Source organism: Bacteroidia bacterium, from assembly GCA_020852255.1.
GTDB lineage: Bacteria > Bacteroidota > Bacteroidia > JADZBD01 > JADZBD01 > JADZBD01.
In genome coordinates, this window is sequence record JADZBD010000015.1 from 44,437 (window position 1) to 60,495 (window position 16,059).

At 48.1% G+C, this 16,059-nt stretch carries 16 protein-coding genes; 7 read left to right on the forward strand and 9 right to left on the reverse strand.

The genetic code is table 11. The features are described 5' to 3' along the window. Window positions 1-14: 14 nt before the first annotated feature. A complete protein-coding gene (locus tag IT233_07905) occupies window positions 15-1,235 on the reverse strand; it encodes a DEAD/DEAH box helicase (protein ID MCC7302549.1) in 1,221 nt (406 codons plus the stop codon). A gap of 60 nt (window positions 1,236-1,295) precedes the next feature. Between IT233_07905 and IT233_07910 the strand changes: the two genes are divergently transcribed. The 6 genes from IT233_07910 to IT233_07935 all read left to right on the forward strand — a co-directional run bounded on the left by IT233_07910 (window position 1,296) and on the right by IT233_07935 (window position 6,809). Further along, on the forward strand, window positions 1,296-2,612 hold the full coding sequence (locus IT233_07910) for a M23 family metallopeptidase (protein ID MCC7302550.1): 1,317 nt from the start codon (window positions 1,296-1,298) through the stop codon (window positions 2,610-2,612). 193 nt (window positions 2,613-2,805) lie between these two features. Continuing rightward, a complete protein-coding gene (locus IT233_07915; GenBank protein MCC7302551.1) occupies window positions 2,806-3,963 on the forward strand; it encodes a homogentisate 1,2-dioxygenase in 1,158 nt (385 codons plus the stop codon). A 46-nt stretch (window positions 3,964-4,009) separates the two neighbouring features. Further along, window positions 4,010-5,170 (forward strand): 4-hydroxyphenylpyruvate dioxygenase, encoded by a 1,161-nt coding sequence (hppD, locus tag IT233_07920; GenBank protein ID MCC7302552.1) that lies wholly within the window; start codon window positions 4,010-4,012, stop codon window positions 5,168-5,170. Window positions 5,171-5,180: 10 nt separating this feature from the next. Next, entirely contained in the window at window positions 5,181-5,693 is a 513-nt protein-coding gene (locus IT233_07925; protein MCC7302553.1) for a hypothetical protein, read from the forward strand. After that, window positions 5,690-6,196 carry a hypothetical protein gene (locus IT233_07930; GenBank protein ID MCC7302554.1) on the forward strand — a complete coding sequence of 169 codons (507 nt, stop codon included), beginning with the start codon at window positions 5,690-5,692 and terminating at the stop codon, window positions 6,194-6,196. The genes IT233_07925 and IT233_07930 overlap by 4 nt, the downstream gene beginning before the upstream one ends. 37 nt (window positions 6,197-6,233) lie before the next feature. Continuing rightward, window positions 6,234-6,809: a nicotinate-nucleotide adenylyltransferase gene (locus tag IT233_07935; GenBank protein MCC7302555.1), complete on the forward strand. Its 576-nt coding sequence runs from the start codon at window positions 6,234-6,236 to the stop codon at window positions 6,807-6,809. On the opposite strand, the gene purQ is transcribed toward IT233_07935, so the two are convergent. Further along, on the reverse strand, window positions 6,799-7,491 hold the full coding sequence (gene purQ / locus IT233_07940; GenBank protein MCC7302556.1) for a phosphoribosylformylglycinamidine synthase subunit PurQ: 693 nt from the start codon (window positions 7,489-7,491) through the stop codon (window positions 6,799-6,801). The two genes, IT233_07935 and purQ, sit on opposite strands and share 11 nt — an antisense overlap. Window positions 7,492-7,538: 47 nt before the next feature. Continuing rightward, window positions 7,539-8,528, reverse strand: coding sequence for a hypothetical protein (locus IT233_07945; protein MCC7302557.1), 990 nt, complete (start codon window positions 8,526-8,528; stop codon window positions 7,539-7,541). Window positions 8,529-8,582: 54 nt separating this feature from the next. Between IT233_07945 and IT233_07950 the strand changes: the two genes are divergently transcribed. Next, window positions 8,583-8,762, forward strand: coding sequence for a hypothetical protein (locus IT233_07950; protein ID MCC7302558.1), 180 nt, complete (start codon window positions 8,583-8,585; stop codon window positions 8,760-8,762). Window positions 8,763-8,772: 10 nt separating this feature from the next. Here IT233_07950 and purD read toward each other — a convergent pair whose 3' ends face one another. The 6 genes from purD to IT233_07980 form a co-directional block, all read right to left on the reverse strand. Further along, window positions 8,773-10,047 (reverse strand): phosphoribosylamine--glycine ligase, encoded by a 1,275-nt coding sequence (gene purD / locus IT233_07955; protein MCC7302559.1) that lies wholly within the window; start codon window positions 10,045-10,047, stop codon window positions 8,773-8,775. Window positions 10,048-10,100: 53 nt separating this feature from the next. Next, window positions 10,101-10,730: a hypothetical protein gene (locus IT233_07960; protein ID MCC7302560.1), complete on the reverse strand. Its 630-nt coding sequence runs from the start codon at window positions 10,728-10,730 to the stop codon at window positions 10,101-10,103. Window positions 10,731-10,811: 81 nt separating this feature from the next. Next, a complete protein-coding gene (locus IT233_07965; protein ID MCC7302561.1) occupies window positions 10,812-11,591 on the reverse strand; it encodes an Omp28-related outer membrane protein in 780 nt (259 codons plus the stop codon). A 140-nt stretch (window positions 11,592-11,731) separates the two neighbouring features. Further along, complete coding sequence (locus IT233_07970) at window positions 11,732-13,273, reverse strand: acyl-CoA carboxylase subunit beta (GenBank protein ID MCC7302562.1); 1,542 nt, start codon at window positions 13,271-13,273, stop codon at window positions 11,732-11,734. A gap of 23 nt (window positions 13,274-13,296) precedes the next feature. After that, window positions 13,297-14,565, reverse strand: coding sequence for a hypothetical protein (locus IT233_07975; protein MCC7302563.1), 1,269 nt, complete (start codon window positions 14,563-14,565; stop codon window positions 13,297-13,299). A gap of 100 nt (window positions 14,566-14,665) precedes the next feature. Next, window positions 14,666-16,027, reverse strand: coding sequence for a DUF2807 domain-containing protein (locus tag IT233_07980; GenBank protein ID MCC7302564.1), 1,362 nt, complete (start codon window positions 16,025-16,027; stop codon window positions 14,666-14,668). Between the last annotated feature and the right edge of the window lie 32 nt (window positions 16,028-16,059).

Sequence of the window (16,059 nt, forward strand, 5' to 3'; positions counted from 1 at the left end):
GCGGAAACAGCCGTTTATCGGTTCCCGCGAAAAGATTTCTTTCCTCCCCGGTGAAAACTTTTCTTTCCTCCGCCGGGTGGTTTTTTAGAAGGATCCCAAACGGGTCCGGGAGCCATGCCCTGCGGCATGGGAAGTTTGGGCACTTCCTTTTCCATAAGACGTTCAATCCGCTGAAAAGATCGTTGATCAAAACCATTGATAAAAGTAATCGCACGACCCGTTCTTTCAGCACGCGCTGTTCGACCGATGCGGTGGATATAATCCTCCGCATCCGGCGGCACATCGTAATTGATCACCAATTCTATATTCTCAATGTCGATGCCGCGCGATAAAATATCTGTTGCTATTAAAATACGCACACGTCCGGATGAAAAATTCCTCAGGGTCTCCTCCCGTTCATGCTGCTCCCTGTCTGAATGAATCGCATCTACATCCAACCCAAGCTTTTTCAGATCAAACCGCAACACCTTCACTTTTTCCTTACGGGAACAGAAGATCAGCACACTCTTGTAATCTGTTTCCTTCAGAAGACGGGTGATCAGCTCGTTTTTCTGGGGATCATGAACCAGAAAAGCTTCCTGCCGGATCTTCTCGGCGGGTTTGGAAATAGCTATACTTATTTCCTCCGGGGCATTCAAAATCTTCTTTGCGAAAGATCGTATCTCCGGTGGCATGGTCGCGGAAAACAAAAGCGTCTGGCGCACTTTGGGAAGATGGCTGATGATCTTCAGAATGTCTTCCTGAAAACCCATATCCAGCATACGGTCTGCCTCGTCGAGAACAAGATGTTTGAGTTCCCCGAACTTCACATATTGCTGATTGATGTGCGCGATCAACCGGCCGGGGGTGGCAATAATCACATTGGCGCCTTCGGTAAGCGCTCTCTTTTCCCTTTCAAAGGTAATGCCGTCCGTTCCTCCGTAGATCGCAATGGAACTTACGGAAGTAAAGTAGGAGAAACCATCCAGCGCCTGGTCAATCTGCAGGGCGAGTTCCCGTGTAGGAACCAGTACAAGCGTATTACACGTAGCAACCCGATGATCCGTTAGCCTGCTGAGAATGGGAAGTAAAAAGGCGGCGGTTTTACCAGTACCTGTCTGGGCGCACGCAATCAGGTCCTTTCCGGAGGTTATAACGGGAATGGCCTTTTCCTGGATCGGGGTGGCTGTTTCAAACCCGATGGAGGCAATGCCTTCCATCAGATCCTTGTTCAGATTAAACTCTTCAAATCGCACGTACAGCTAATTCGGCCCTAAAGGTAACTGATTTATCGGCGGCAAGGATTATATTTGCCTATGCTGAAACTGTTCCTTCCTTCCCTGCTCCTTATGGCGGCAATGCCTCTGTACTCCCAAAACAGCGGCTTCGGACAAATCCACTCCCATGATCCCGGACATTCTGAGTGCCTCAATGATGAACAGCGCACAATGATCATGGCAAAAATTGAGGAAAACCGTGAGCGGCTCATGGCAGAAGGTCTCCTTCCCCCTCCTCATCCTGAAATGCTTACCCTCCTGAACTGGCCTATGCAACTTCGCAGCGGCCTGAATCAGTACGGGTATCATTCCATCTCCGGCGGCGTAGATCACAATCCTGCCTATCCCAACCAACTTCTGGATTATAACTGCGGAACACGAACTTATGACACACCCAGCGGCTATAACCATAAAGGCACAGATTTTTTTCTGTGGCCCTTCTCCTGGAATAAAATGGACAGTCTGGATGTAGAAATTATCGCCGGAGCCGCAGGAATCATTGTGTACAAATCGAATGGGAATTTTGACCGGAGCTGCGGCTTCAACAACAATAACTGGAACGCCGTTTATGTTCAGCATGCCGACGGATCCGTGGCCTGGTACGGGCATATGAAAAACGGTTCTCTTACCTCCAAACAGGTAGGCGATGCTGTGGCACAGGGCGAATACCTTGGCGTGGTAGGAAGCTCCGGCAATTCCACCGGTCCTCACCTTCACCTGGAAGTGTATGATTCCGGCAACAACCTGATCGATCCCTGGCAGGGAAGCTGCAACTCCATGAACTCGCAATCCTGGTGGGCAGCACAGCGACTTTACCTCGACCGCGCCATTAACCATATTCAAACCAACAATGCACCTCCGGTATTCAGCAGCTGTCCGAACCAGGACATAAAAAATGAACAGGATCTGTTTCTTGGAACGGATACCATCTTCCTGATGACCTATTACCGCTTTCTCCAAAATAACGATGTGGTGAATATCACCATCACGCAACCCAATAATGCCGTATGGTCGAGTTGGCCGTGGACCAATACCTGGGGTAATTTCAACGCAGCTTATGTATACTGGTGGATGATTGCAGGAAGCAATGCCATGACCGGTCAATGGAAGTTTGAAGCCACATACAACAATATTACTTACACAGATTATTTCTGGATAGGACTCACCGGTATGCAGTCTGCACAGGAATTAAACACCAATCAACCCATAGAACTCTTCTCTCCCGAGGGAAAACTCCTGCGCCGGACTACTGTTTTACAACTTGATCCGGAAGAAATTCTGCGAGATCTTGCTCCGGGAATGTACATCTGGAGGAGTGCCGATGGCAGGACGGGTAAGCTAATGAAAATCAAGTAGCTGCCTATTTGCAATTCCGTATTGAACTTAGTAGCTTTGTTTCATGCAAGGACCCTGCTTTTCCCGTACATGGGAGTTGACGAACTACAAGCGTATCACCAGGCGCAATCCGGAATGATTCTGTTCTCATCCGCCCATTCCGTTCTTTACAGCCGCCTCATCTATCAATATTTTTTTCTATTCTTTTTGACCTATGCCTATCTATCATAAATCCGGCAGAATCCCGCATAAACGACACGTGGTATTCCAGTCGCCCGGAAAGAAACACTATTACGAGCAGTTGTTCGGAACAGAAGGATTTTCAGGAATGTCTTCCCTGCTCTATCATGTGCACCGGCCTACGCAGATCAAGGAGATTTTGAAGTCTTATTCCGTGGAACCAAAGATTGCCGTTGGTAAAAATATCCGCCCAATGCTTCTGGAAGGTTTCAGCGTTAAGCCAAAAGAAGATTTTCTGGAAAGCCGTGTTCCGTTGCTCGTAAATAACGATGTATATCTCGGATTGGCAGCACCTACGAAAAGTTTGAAAGGCTATTTCTACAAAAATGCAGATGCAGATGAACTGCTTTTCATTCACAGAGGTTCCGGAACATTGCGTACCATGATGGGGAATATTGATTTTAAATACGGCGACTACCTGATCATTCCTCGCGGGATGATCTATCAGATCGAATTTGACGGAAAAGACAACCGTTTACTGTATCTCGAATCTTTTTCACCTATTTATACCCCTAAGAGATACCGGAATCACTTCGGACAATTGCTGGAACATTCCCCTTTCTGTGAACGCGATTTCAAACTTCCCAAAAAACTGGAGACTCATGATAAGAAAGGGAACTTTCTTATAAAGATCCGAAAGGAAGGCATGATCCATGAAGTGGTGTATGCCACACATCCTTTTGATGTTGTTGGATGGGACGGATACAATTTTCCATATGGATTCTCCATCCATGATTTTGAACCAATAACCGGAAGAGTACACCAACCTCCTCCTGTACATCAGAATTTTGAAACAGATACTTATGTTATTTGTTCCTTTTGTCCGAGATTGTATGATTACCACCCAAAAGCTATTCCGGCACCTTACAATCACAGCAACATTGACTCGGACGAGGTGCTGTATTATATTGACGGGGATTTCATGAGCCGGAATAATATCAAGCAGGGTCATATTACATTGCATCCAAAAGGAATTCCTCATGGTCCTGCCCCCGGGGCGATGGAACGATCCATCGGTCAAAAAGAAACTCAGGAATTGGCGGTGATGGTTGACACGTTCAAACCTCTCAAAGTCACGGAAGCAGCCATGAAAATTGACGATGGGAAATATTATAAAAGCTGGACGGAATAAGTAAATGGGTAAATGGCAAGTAAACTAAAACGGGAAAATTAAGAATATGTCAAAGCAGGTTAAAAATGTAGAATACGGACTGGAGAAGATCTTTGAGGGAGCTCAGGATTTTTTGCCTTTACTGGGTACAGATCATGTGGAGTTTTATGTGGGAAATGCAAAGCAGACCTCTCACTATTACAAAACTGCATTCGGTTTTCAATCTCTGGCGTATGCAGGCCTGGAGACCGGAGTACGAGACAAAGCTTCTTATGTACTGAAACAAGATAAGATCCGGCTGGTGCTAACCACTCCCCTCAACAGTGCTTCTCCGATCAATGACCATCTGCGAAAACACGGCGACGGGGTAAAAGTGATTGCCCTTTGGGTAGAAGACGCTACAGCAGCTTTTGAAGAAACAACCAAACGTGGAGCAAAACCGTTCATGAAACCTACGCTGGAAAAAGATGAACATGGTGAAGTTGTTCGCAGCGGAATCCATACTTATGGAGAGACGGTTCACATTTTTGTTGAACGGAAAAATTACAAAGGCCCCTTTTTACCGGGGTATCAGGAATGGAAGTCTGACTACAACCCTTCGTCTGTTGGATTAAAATTTATTGATCATATGGTGGGAAACGTAGGCTGGGGAGAAATGAACACCTGGGTGAAATGGTATGAGGATGTCATGGGCTTTGTGAACTTTCTATCGTTCGACGACAAGACCATTCACACCGAATATTCTGCTCTGATGTCAAAGGTGATGTCTAATGGGAATGGCCGGATAAAATTTCCGATCAATGAGCCGGCAAAGGGAAAGAAAAAATCTCAGATTGAAGAGTATATCGACTTTTACGAAGGTCCCGGAGCGCAGCATATTGCTGTGGCCACGGATAATATCATTGATACCGTTTCCCAATTACGTGCACGTGGTGTAGAATTTTTGTCAACCCCTCCCCCCGCCTATTATGAAGAAATTCCGAAACGACTTGGGAAGCACATGGAGATGATGAAAGAAGACATCAAGGTGCTCGCCAGTTTGGGAATTTTAGTGGATGCGGATGAAGAAGGTTATTTATTACAGATCTTCACTAAGCCGGTTGAGGACAGGCCCACCCTATTCTATGAGATCATTCAGCGCATGGGCGCACGCGGTTTCGGTGCAGGGAATTTCAAGGCCCTCTTTGAGTCCATTGAGCGGGAGCAAATGAAACGGGGAACATTGTAACTTTACCGGCATGTCGCGACGATCGGTTTTCCTTCTCACCTGCGTACTGGGGCTTCTGACTGCCTGCGGACCAACCAGTTCTGATGCTGCGAAATACAACGACCAGCTGATAGAAGAACAGAATAAAGTAGCGAACAAAGGTGAAGCCTTTTTTACCGCACTGGACGGGGGCGTGGAAGACATGGAAAAAGCTTACGGCGAATTCCGGGAGCAGGTGGCCTCCAGCCTCAGCGCCACAAAGGAGATCAAACCTTTTCCTGAAGACAAAACGTTTCTTCCTGCCTGCGTGCGTGCGCTTGAACTTCAGCATTCTTTATGCGAAAATGAGTATAAAACCATTGTTGCCCTGCTTTCCAAACCGGACGACCAGATATCAGAGGAAGATACGGACGAATACGGGAAACTGATCGCAGACATTGACCTGCGTCAGAAAAAAGCGATGAATGATCTGGATAATGCCCAACGCGACTTTGCCGCGAAATGGAATTTCATAATTGATCCGACCAAGACCTTCTCCGAATGAAGTATTTCCTTCCCGTGCTGCTGTTCTTCGCAGCCTGTTCCGGTGAACCGGAATGGAAGGAAGTCACGGTGAATTCCCGCGTACAATTCGCTTTGCCGGAGGGCCTCATGCTGAGCGCCGACCCGAATCCACACGCGCTGGCTCATTATGAGGATACCATGAAAAGCATATTCCTTCTGATAATTCCTGAATCAAAGGATACAATGAAGGCATATGAATTGGATCATAACCTGAGTACCTATTTCGACGAGGTATGCCGGGACATATCTTCCCGGTTGAGCGGTCCTTCTATTCATGGAATGCACGCGGAAAAAATCGGCAACCAGGATGCCTATATGGCCATTATCAGCGGTACCTCGGGAACAAAAAAAGTACACTACGTTCTGGCGGGTATTGAAAGCCCGCGGATGTTCTACCAGCTGATCACCGCTTATCCTGCGGAAGACTCGGTAAAACTCGGTCCGCAAATGGAAAAGATTCTTCGCTCGTTCAGGGAATTATGAAGTCGTGCGTTAGGAGATAATAGGGTAAATTAGGGCAGTGAAGATCGGACTGTATTTCGGCACATTTAACCCCATTCACATTGGCCACATGGCCATTGCCGGTTACATGTTAAGTTTCGGTGGGCTCGACAAAGTCTGGTTCATCGTAACCCCCCGGAATCCTCTTAAGAAAAAAGACTCGCTTTTGCCGGAGGTGCAGCGGTTGCGGATGGTGCGGGAGGCGATTGGTGACGATACCCGTTTTAAAGCATCAGATGTAGAGTTCAAGCTGTCGCAGCCCAATTACACCATCCATACATTGACCTACCTGCAGGAACAGTTTCCGAAAGAAGAATTTCTACTGATTCTGGGCAGCGATAACCTGGAAGGTTTCCTGAAGTGGAAAAATGCCGGCCGGATTCTGGAAAAGCACCAATTACTGGTCTATCCGAGGCCCGGGCACGAGGGCGGAGCGCTGAAGGATCATCCCCGGGTAAAATTGCTCCCCGCCCCCCTGATGGATATCTCCAGTACTTTTATCCGGGGTGCCATTGCCGCAGGGAAAGATGTGAAGCACTTTCTTCCGGAAGCTGTGTGGAAATACATCGGCGAAATGGGATTTTTCAGGCCGTAACCATACGGATCATGCTTTCGAAAAGAAAGCGACCATCCGTGTTGCCCAGGTTCGGATCTGAGGCACGCTCCGGGTGAGGCATCATTCCGAATACATTCTTCCCCTCATTGCAGACACCGGCAATATTTTCCAGTGATCCGTTGGGATTGGATTCCGGAGTAACATTACCGCTCTCATCGCAGTACCGGAAAAGGATCTGCCCGTTCTCATTCATCTTTTTAAGTGAAGCCGCATCGTTGAAATAATTTCCTTCTCCGTGGGCGACCGGAATTTTCAGCGCCTTGTCGCGCGGAACGGCAGAGGTAATCAGCGAATCATGGTTTTGGGCTTTGATGAAAACATTTCTGCAGGTAAATTTTCTCTCTGTGTTATGGAGTAGAGCGCCGGGTACCAGGCCTGCTTCACAAAGGATCTGGAATCCGTTACACACCCCGAGGACCGGTCCGCCTTTTCCCGCAAATTCCATCACTTCGTGCATAACGGGAGAAAAACGTGCGATCGCCCCGGAACGCAGGTAATCACCGTAGGAAAACCCGCCGGGCAGTACGATAAAATCACACTGCTTCAGAGAGTGTTCCTTGTGCCAAAGCTCCTTTACCTCCTGTCCCATGATATCCCGGAGAACATATATCATATCCTGATCACAATTGGATCCCGGAAAAATAACAACACCGAATTTCATATTTCTGCTTTGATTTTCAGTGTTAAAGTTAATAATTATCAGCGCCTTCAGTGGCTGAAAATATGAACCGCATGATGTACTATGGAACAGGCAGATAGCAGATAAAAAAGAAAGTTTGACCAGCCTGCACTTTTGGTTGCCAGCAGATAATTGGAAAGAAAAACCGCGCCAGACACCGCAACAAACGAAAAAGCCGATGCATTCCAGACCGGACTAAACAGCACACTTGCCAGTCCGAATAGGCCGGACCATATCAGGAGATTCAGATTTTTCCTTGCACGCAGTATCGAATAGGTGACTCCACCGTAAAGCCGGCTGAGAGAAAGCAGAATGACCACTGCCAGTGTTCCCAGCGTAAAATATTCCGTGTTTCCGAAGGTAAGGTTGCCGGGAAATTTCATCCAGTGCGGAATATATATGTCCGGTTGCAGCAAATCCGAACGATCAAAAAGGTAGAAAACAGAAAGAACCAGGACAAAAGATAATAAGAAGCCAATCAGGCCGGTTACCCACTCCCGCCATACAAAGGGCCGGATAAGAATGAGAGCGATCCAAACCACAGGCATAAATACAAAGGAAGGAATGTAAATGAGCGTGGCCAGTCCGAGAATGAATCCGATGTCGAAATAATCGCTGATTGCCGTCTCTTTACGATAGGAGCTGATCAGCTTTTGAAGAATCACCAGCACCAACACGCATGAAAGCATCAAGGGATGAAAAGTAGTTTGAGCCGGCGTAAGGCTCATCAGGGAAACATAACAAAGTCCGGTAACGTGAGTGGTACTGTTGAGCACCTCCTGCCCGATGGCCAGCCGGTTTACAAGGTAAGCACCGGTAACCAGGGTGCATAAACCGACAAGTGTTCCCACCACAGGCAGCATATACAGGCCCTTGTGCATTAGCCGATAAAGCGGTCCGCCGCTCTCCGGGGAAGGAATTTCAGGAGAATATATAGATAATGCCCACAAAATCAGGGCAATAAACGGCAAGGCAATAATGGATGCCGGGCGAGAAACCTTAAAAAAGGAAATGACCATTGCCCGGGAGACTTTCGGCTAAACTTTTTACTTTTGGTAAAAATACTCAAATCTATGGACGCTGTTTGGTATTGCATTGCGGATGTCTCCTACCAGGTATTTGGTATCCTCGAAAAGCTGGGTATGTTACCTAATTTCTTTTTCATGGCCTGCGGCGGTTGTGCGTTCCTGTACTGGATGTACTCGCAGAAAAAGTATAACGACGAGGCGGACGCCCGCGGTACTTTGAAGTGAAAGGAAGGCCTCAGAGGAGATCTTTTCCTATATCTGACCGGTAGTATTTTCCGTCGAATTTTATTTTAGCGGCATTCGTCAGCGAGGCGGAGACCGCTTCTTTTATATCCTGTCCTAAAGTTGTAACAGCCAGCACACGTCCTCCTGCAGAAAATATTTTACCCTCCTTTTCCGAGGTGCCGGCATGAAAGATTTCAGAACCTTTGCACTGATCCAGGCCGGTGATCTCCTTTCCTTTTTCATAATCGCCCGGGTATCCTCCGGACACAAGCATTACGGTAACGGCGGTACGGGGATCTGTTTTAAGCCGGTGATTCGCTAAAGTTCCGGTGCCCACAGCCGAGAGCAGTTCAAGGAGATCTGACTGGATTCGGGGAAGTACAACTTCCGTCTCGGGGTCTCCCATTCTGCAGTTATATTCAATCACAAACGGATCTCCGCCGCAATTCATAAGTCCGATGAAAAGGAATCCTTTATAATCGAGTTTTTCCTCAAGCAAGCCTTTCATAGTAGGTTTCACAATACGTTCCTCCACTTTCCGGAGGAAAGCATCATCGGCAAAAGGCACCGGTGAAACTGCGCCCATACCTCCTGTATTCAGACCGGTATCGCCTTCACCCACTCTTTTATAATCCTTGGCAGAGGGCAGGATCATGTATGTATGCCCGTCCGTAAGTACAAACACGGAGAGTTCGATACCCTTCAGAAATTCTTCAATAACCACCCGTGAAGAAGCTGTGCCGAATTTGGCATTACCCAGCATATCCCTCAGTTCCTGCCGGGCCTCATCCAGTGTTTCCGGAATCACCACTCCCTTTCCTGCGGCAAGCCCGTCGGCTTTGAGCACGAACGGTGGCTGTAGTGTTTCCAGAAATGCCATCCCCTCCTCCATTTCATCTTTACGGAAAGTTCGGTACGCTGCGGTGGGAATGGAGTGGCGGAACATGAACTGTTTGGAAAAATCCTTAGAACCTTCCAGGCGGGCTCCTGCCATAGAAGGACCAATCACCGGTATATCTGCAATGGAATCATCCGATTGAAAATAATCCCGGATCCCTTTCACCAGTGGTTCTTCGGGACCTACCACCACCAGGTCTACCTCGTTGTCGGTAACAAAGCGGCGGATGCCGTTAAAATCCGTGGGAAGCAGAGCAACGTTTGTTCCGCAAGAGGCAGTACCGGCGTTTCCGGGGGCAATATAGAGTTTAGAGAGAAGGGGGCTTTGGGAAATTTTCCAGGCAAAGGCATGTTCCCTCCCGCCCGATCCGAGTAACAATACTTTCATTTAAGATCAATTCAGTACAAAGAAAACGAAATATCGCGCAGGGAAGGAATTTGTTAAAATCTTAGTGTAAGACCTGTATTTACGATATTCACACCGTAACCGGCCTCCACATAGAATCCCAGGGGCTGGAAGAAATAGATATTCGCTCCTACCTGTATATCAAATGCAAAGCCTCCTTTCTGAGGATCAAGGTAATTGGCATCGCCAAAAGGTGTTGAACCCAGAGCATGCATTCCAACCATTCCCTGTACGTAAGGATCAAACCAGAGCATTGATTTTCCCATATAAGCGTGATAGGCCCCGTTCACTCCAAAAGTCCAGGATTTATAATTCCATCCGTTCACGTTGTAATCATTCGTACGGTCGCGGATGCTGGTACTTGCGCCAAATTTATTCACAAATATCCCTGCGGAGATCTGATCTGTGACGCCGTAATCCACCCTTACATTAATGGGCATCTGGTACTCGCTGCTCACTTTGCCATAAACCAGGTAATCGTCGTGTGAGGGATACTGCAGAGAAAAAAATCCAACACCGGCATGAACAGCGGTCTGCCCTTTGAGAAAGGCGTTTCGCAGAATGCCTTTCCCCTTTACAGCAGTTACCCTATATCCTGTGCTGTACCCTGCAGTGGAAGAAGTGGCAAGAGTCAGTAACCATGCGTAAAGAAGAACCTTTTTCATACCACAAAATTAAAATGTTACCCGGATTTTCAATAAAAAAGGGAGTCCCTCCGGAACTCCCTTAAAATGATTATAAGCCTATCAGTTATTACCGTTGGTGGTATTGCAGTTTATCACCTCAACAGGGTCTGCCCCGTTCATCTTGTAAATCACCGCTACTACCTCCAGATTTGAAGCATTCCAGTACTCCACACCAATGGTACCCAGATTATAAGTAAAGCTGTGATCAGTGATGCCACCCTTGCTTGTTGCGGTGAAGTCCGAACCCCACATGCCATTCGCAGAACCTCTCAGCACACGGCTGTGCTGAATATTGCCTGCCCCCACCTGATCCGCCCAGCATCCATTCTCCACAATGTAGATGGCCATGTTGTATTCACCGGAAGGAAGATCCTTGAAACATTGAGTTTTCACTTTAATGTTCATTGTATTTCCGGAAACAGATTTATGAATGCCGATCCCCACATCCGCTGGCTTATCAATAGTAGCCAAAGCCGCCGAACGTGCTACGCCCCAGGAAGTATCCTGCTTCATAAAACTACCCTCTGAGAAACGGGGAGTTCCGGGTATATCGTAAGCATTGGTAAACCACAGAGAAAAACTGGTGTTCAGGGTGTCATCTACTCCGCAATGGACGTGAAGGCCAACCATTTTTCCGGCGTTTGTATCCAAACATCCTTCATAAATTGGATGATACGCTGTACATGCTCCGCAGTTCACCCCGGTGAACTTGAAAAGCAGGGCTTTACGGGCGGTGGATAGATTGGTGATTTCATTTTCATCTACCGGTGCCTCCACAACTTTGGTACAGGAGTAGGCAAAAATGGAAACGGTGGCTACAAGGAACAATCTGAACTTCATAAGGACGATTTTTGTTTTATCAAATATAACCAGAAAACTCTGGGTTTCATTGTATAAGACCCGAACAAGAGAGTAAAAGTTGCCCCCTGTTGTAGAAATTTAAATCTCTGAGTAAATGTAAGTTAATTATAATCAATCACTTACAATGGAATATTACCATGTTTTTTTCTGGGCAGGCTAACGGATTTGTTCGCCAGCATTTGAAAGGCAGAGATCAGGCGCAAGCGGGTATCCTCCGGCCTGATCACTTCATCTATAAAACCTCGTTCGGCAGCGCGGTAAGGGTTAGCGAACATTTCGTTGTACTCTGCTTCCTTTTCCTTCCATTTCTCTGCCGGATCCTTTGCCTTGGAGATCTCATTTTTGAAGATGATCTCGGCGGCACCTTTGGCTCCCATCACAGCGATCTCTGCGCCGGGCCAGGCGAAGTTAAGATCCGCGCCAATGTGTTTGGAGTTCATCACATCATAAGCTCCGCCGTATGCTTTCCGTGTGATTACGGTGATGCGAGGTACAGTGGCTTCACAGAAGGCATAGAGCAGCTTGGCTCCGTTGCTGATGATGGCATTCCATTCCTGATCTGTTCCGGGAAGAAACCCGGGAACATCTTCGAATACCAGCAGCGGAATATTAAAACTGTCGCAGAAGCGAACAAATCGTGCCGCTTTGGTTGACGCATGGATATCGAGTACTCCGGCGAGGTAGGCAGGCTGATTGGCCACAATGCCTATGCTGCGGCCGGCCATACGGCCGAAACCGACCACAATATTTTCTGCAAAATTCTTATGCACCTCAAAAAAAGAATCATCGTCCAGCACTCCGTTGATCACATCCCGCATATCGTAGGGCTGGTTGGGACTTTCGGGAACGATAGTGTTCAGTGCAGGACGGGTTTCCGTTCCGGATTCATAGGTAAGCGAGGGAGCCTCTTCCTCGCAGTTCTGGGGAATATAACTGAGCAGTGATTTGATGTTCCGGATGCATTCAATTTCGTTGGCACAGGAAAAATGGGCCACGCCGCTTTTAGCAGAGTGTACCGAAGCACCTCCCAGGTCTTCGGAGCTCACCTCCTCATGGGTAACTGTTTTCACCACATTAGGGCCGGTCACAAACATGTAGGATGTATTCTCCACCATCAGGATAAAATCAGTGATGGCAGGGGAATAAACTGCTCCACCTGCACACGGTCCCATAATAGCAGAAATCTGCGGCACCACACCGCTGGCGATGGTATTCCTGTAAAAAATATCAGCGTATCCTCCGAGCGAAACCACGCCTTCCTGAATGCGTGCTCCTCCACTGTCGTTCAGGCCAATCACAGGAGCACCGTTTCGCATGGCATGGTCCATGATTTTGCATATTTTCTCGGCGTGGGTTTCAGACAGCGAGCCACCGAAGACGGTAAAATCCTGTGAGAAAACGTAAACCAGTCGTCCGTTGATCGTACCATAACCGGTTACCACCCCGTCACCAGGGTATTTTTCCTTATCGAGTCCAAAATCCGTTGAGCGATGCGTCACCAGCATTCCGATCTCGCAAAAGCTTCCTTCATCCAGCAGGAAATGCAGCCGTTCTCGCGCCGTCAGCTTTCCTTTCTTATGCTGGGCTTCTATTCGCTTTTCTCCTCCGCCTTTAAGGGCATCGGAGATCTTTTCGTCAAGGATCCTGAGTTTGTCTTTCATGGGTATGTCCCCGAAATTACGAATTAAACCCTACGAAGACGGATGATTTTAACGGCGGCGGTAACGAAAAATCCGCTCATATCAACGTCCTCTCTGTTCGTCAGCGGTGAATCCAGCAGGTGCCACCGGGCATTGGAAAGCGCGACATGGTAACCGGCTTTAATCTGCAGCCCGGGAGTATAGGTTCCTTTAAAGCGGAACCGAAGGTCGTAACCCAGCGCAGGAGTGATCATGGGACCCTGTTTCAGGGAACTCAGTTCAAAATAAGACTTGCCCTGGCTACCGGGTTCATCCAGATCACGAGAGGAAACATCCGCATAGCCCAGTGTAATTCCCAGCATTCCGCTGAAGGATGACCGGGGGCGACTGAGAAATCCCCTTCCGCCCGCGAAACTGAAGTACCGCGACTCCACTCCTGCTTTTACCTTCGATCCCTGAAACTCACCCGACACAAAGGGAAGCATCCACCGGCAGTATTCCATCACTGCAAACCATTTTGCGGGATCCCACAACTGCAGTCCGATGGTGGCGGTGATATTCTGATTTTCCGGCTTTCCCAAAAGAGAAGGGTAATTCATATTGAACATCCCCGGTGCTGTGATGATACCACCTCCCGCGTACAGGCTCCAGACCTGCGCAAACTTTTCCTCATGAATCTGCCATGCAGGAGGGTTTCCTTTGAGTACGGAGTAAGGCACAATGAGATAAGGCTTCACGGGAGTACGGGCTACAACGGAACTATATCCGTTAGCATGCGGCCTTTTGAGTATTCGCTCTGATTCTTTTTCACCTGCCGAGAACTTCTGAACCATGGTTAACTTACCGGTGGAATCAAACCGTTGCCACTGGTCATCCGGTTTACCATTGGAATAAGCGCCGGTCTCCTTTACCACTCCCTGCTTCCAGTAAGCTAAATGGGTGCCGTTCTTACGTCCTCTTTCGTTGAGGACATCATATCTTTTTATGTAGCCGTCGGGATAATGTTCAGATACGATGAATTGATAAATATCAGGAGCCAGTTCCCGCTTCCACATCTTGGCAATATAACGGCTGCTATCCGATGGATCCATCAGATAATAAGGGTCATTCGATGCGGCGAGGGTTTTTAATAAGGCCACCACAGCACTGTCGGAGAACACCCAACTTTCGGGTACACGCACGGTAATTACTTTCTTACCGGAACTGGCATCCGTGCTGCGGGAAGGATACTGAATCAGTACCTCTTCGCGGATGCTCTGAGCCGAGAGGAAAACCGAAACGGTCATAACTATAACCAGGAGGGGGCTTCTCATGGGACGGGGCAGCCCAAAGGTGATACTTTCTACCGAAACGGCAAAACCCCGCCCCCGGGAAATCCGGGATGCGGGGTTTTCACATCAAACCACCCACTGATCAGAAGGGAACCAGCCGAACTCCCACCGAGAAGGGATAGAGTTCAGGTCCTTTATTCTTTTCAAAGAGTTCCGACAAGGCATAATTGGCGAACAGCGTAAAGTCGCCATAACCGGCACGAACGGTTGCACTGTATCGGAAGGGATTGATGTTATAATCATCCTTTCGGGTTACGTCCACATCGTATCCGTTCATCACATACTCCTTCAGCGATTTGCTCTTAAAGATGTACTGCAGTGTTACGCCTGCGGCCAGGTGAAAGGAACGGCTGTTCTTTTTGTGGGAATTGAATTCAAGAAGCAGCGGCATAGTTACTCCTGTGGTGCGAAGTTTATTTTTCTCGTACTCGATTCCGGAATCCACCCACAGTGTGGTGAAGGTGCTGTCGGGGTTCATAGTAACCGGGTTACGAAAGGCATAACTGTTCCACTCGAAGCCGAAGCCGGTAACCAGGTTCACATAGTTCTTATAGATATGGAAATCGTACTCTCCCAGATTCAATCCCACATGCACGGAGCGGCCGTAATTAAGATCCCAGCTGCGATTGGTGTCGCTGATCCCGAATCCGAAGGCTTCATCGCCATATGCGCTCACGCCGAGATCCAAACCTGACCAGTGATGAAAATTTTGCTTTGGCTTATAGCGAAATTTTGTGCCGCCCAGGTCCACTTCGTTGGAATCCTTCTGAGTAATACCGGTATCGCCGGTCTTTTTTACGTTGGCCGAACCGGAAACATTCGCATTTATGCTTTTCGGTTCCACCGTATACTTAACCGAGGAGGCACCTGACGCATTCACCGTGAGTACATTTCTGGGCATCACACGTGCCGAAGAGGATCCACTTGTGGTAATGGTAGCATCCTGCACCTCAAATTCTCCTGCCTTTAAACTGGATGCTCCGCCAATATCACCGTTAAGGGTTTCGCCGGTTCCCGAAAGCGAGATTTCTGAAGCTCCGGTAGCGCTTGTTTTGACAACGCCGGAAGCGGTGAGTTTAAGTTTGATCTTCGAGGCGCCGTTGGCGGTAAGTTCCACATCTTTCACCACAAAATTGCCGTCCGATTTCACCACAGAGGCTCCGTTGGCACTGATTCCCGAAATCTCCCTGAGTCCGACCTTCACAAGGCAATCCGATCCCTTTCCTGCTCCGTTCACTTTCAGCATGCCGTCGGCTACGGACCAGATAATTTTTCCGGCATCCTCTTTGTCTTCGCATTCCACTTTTACAAAACCGGAATCGGACTTACTCAGTACAATGGTGACTGCTCCGGTCGCTTCAACACGGGTGAAGGTGCTGGTTCCGCCTTGCGCGCAGGCAATGCCTGAAGCGCAGCCTGCCATAATTAGTATCCACTTTTTCATAATCATAGTTTCTTTGGTTATTTCCTGTAAGA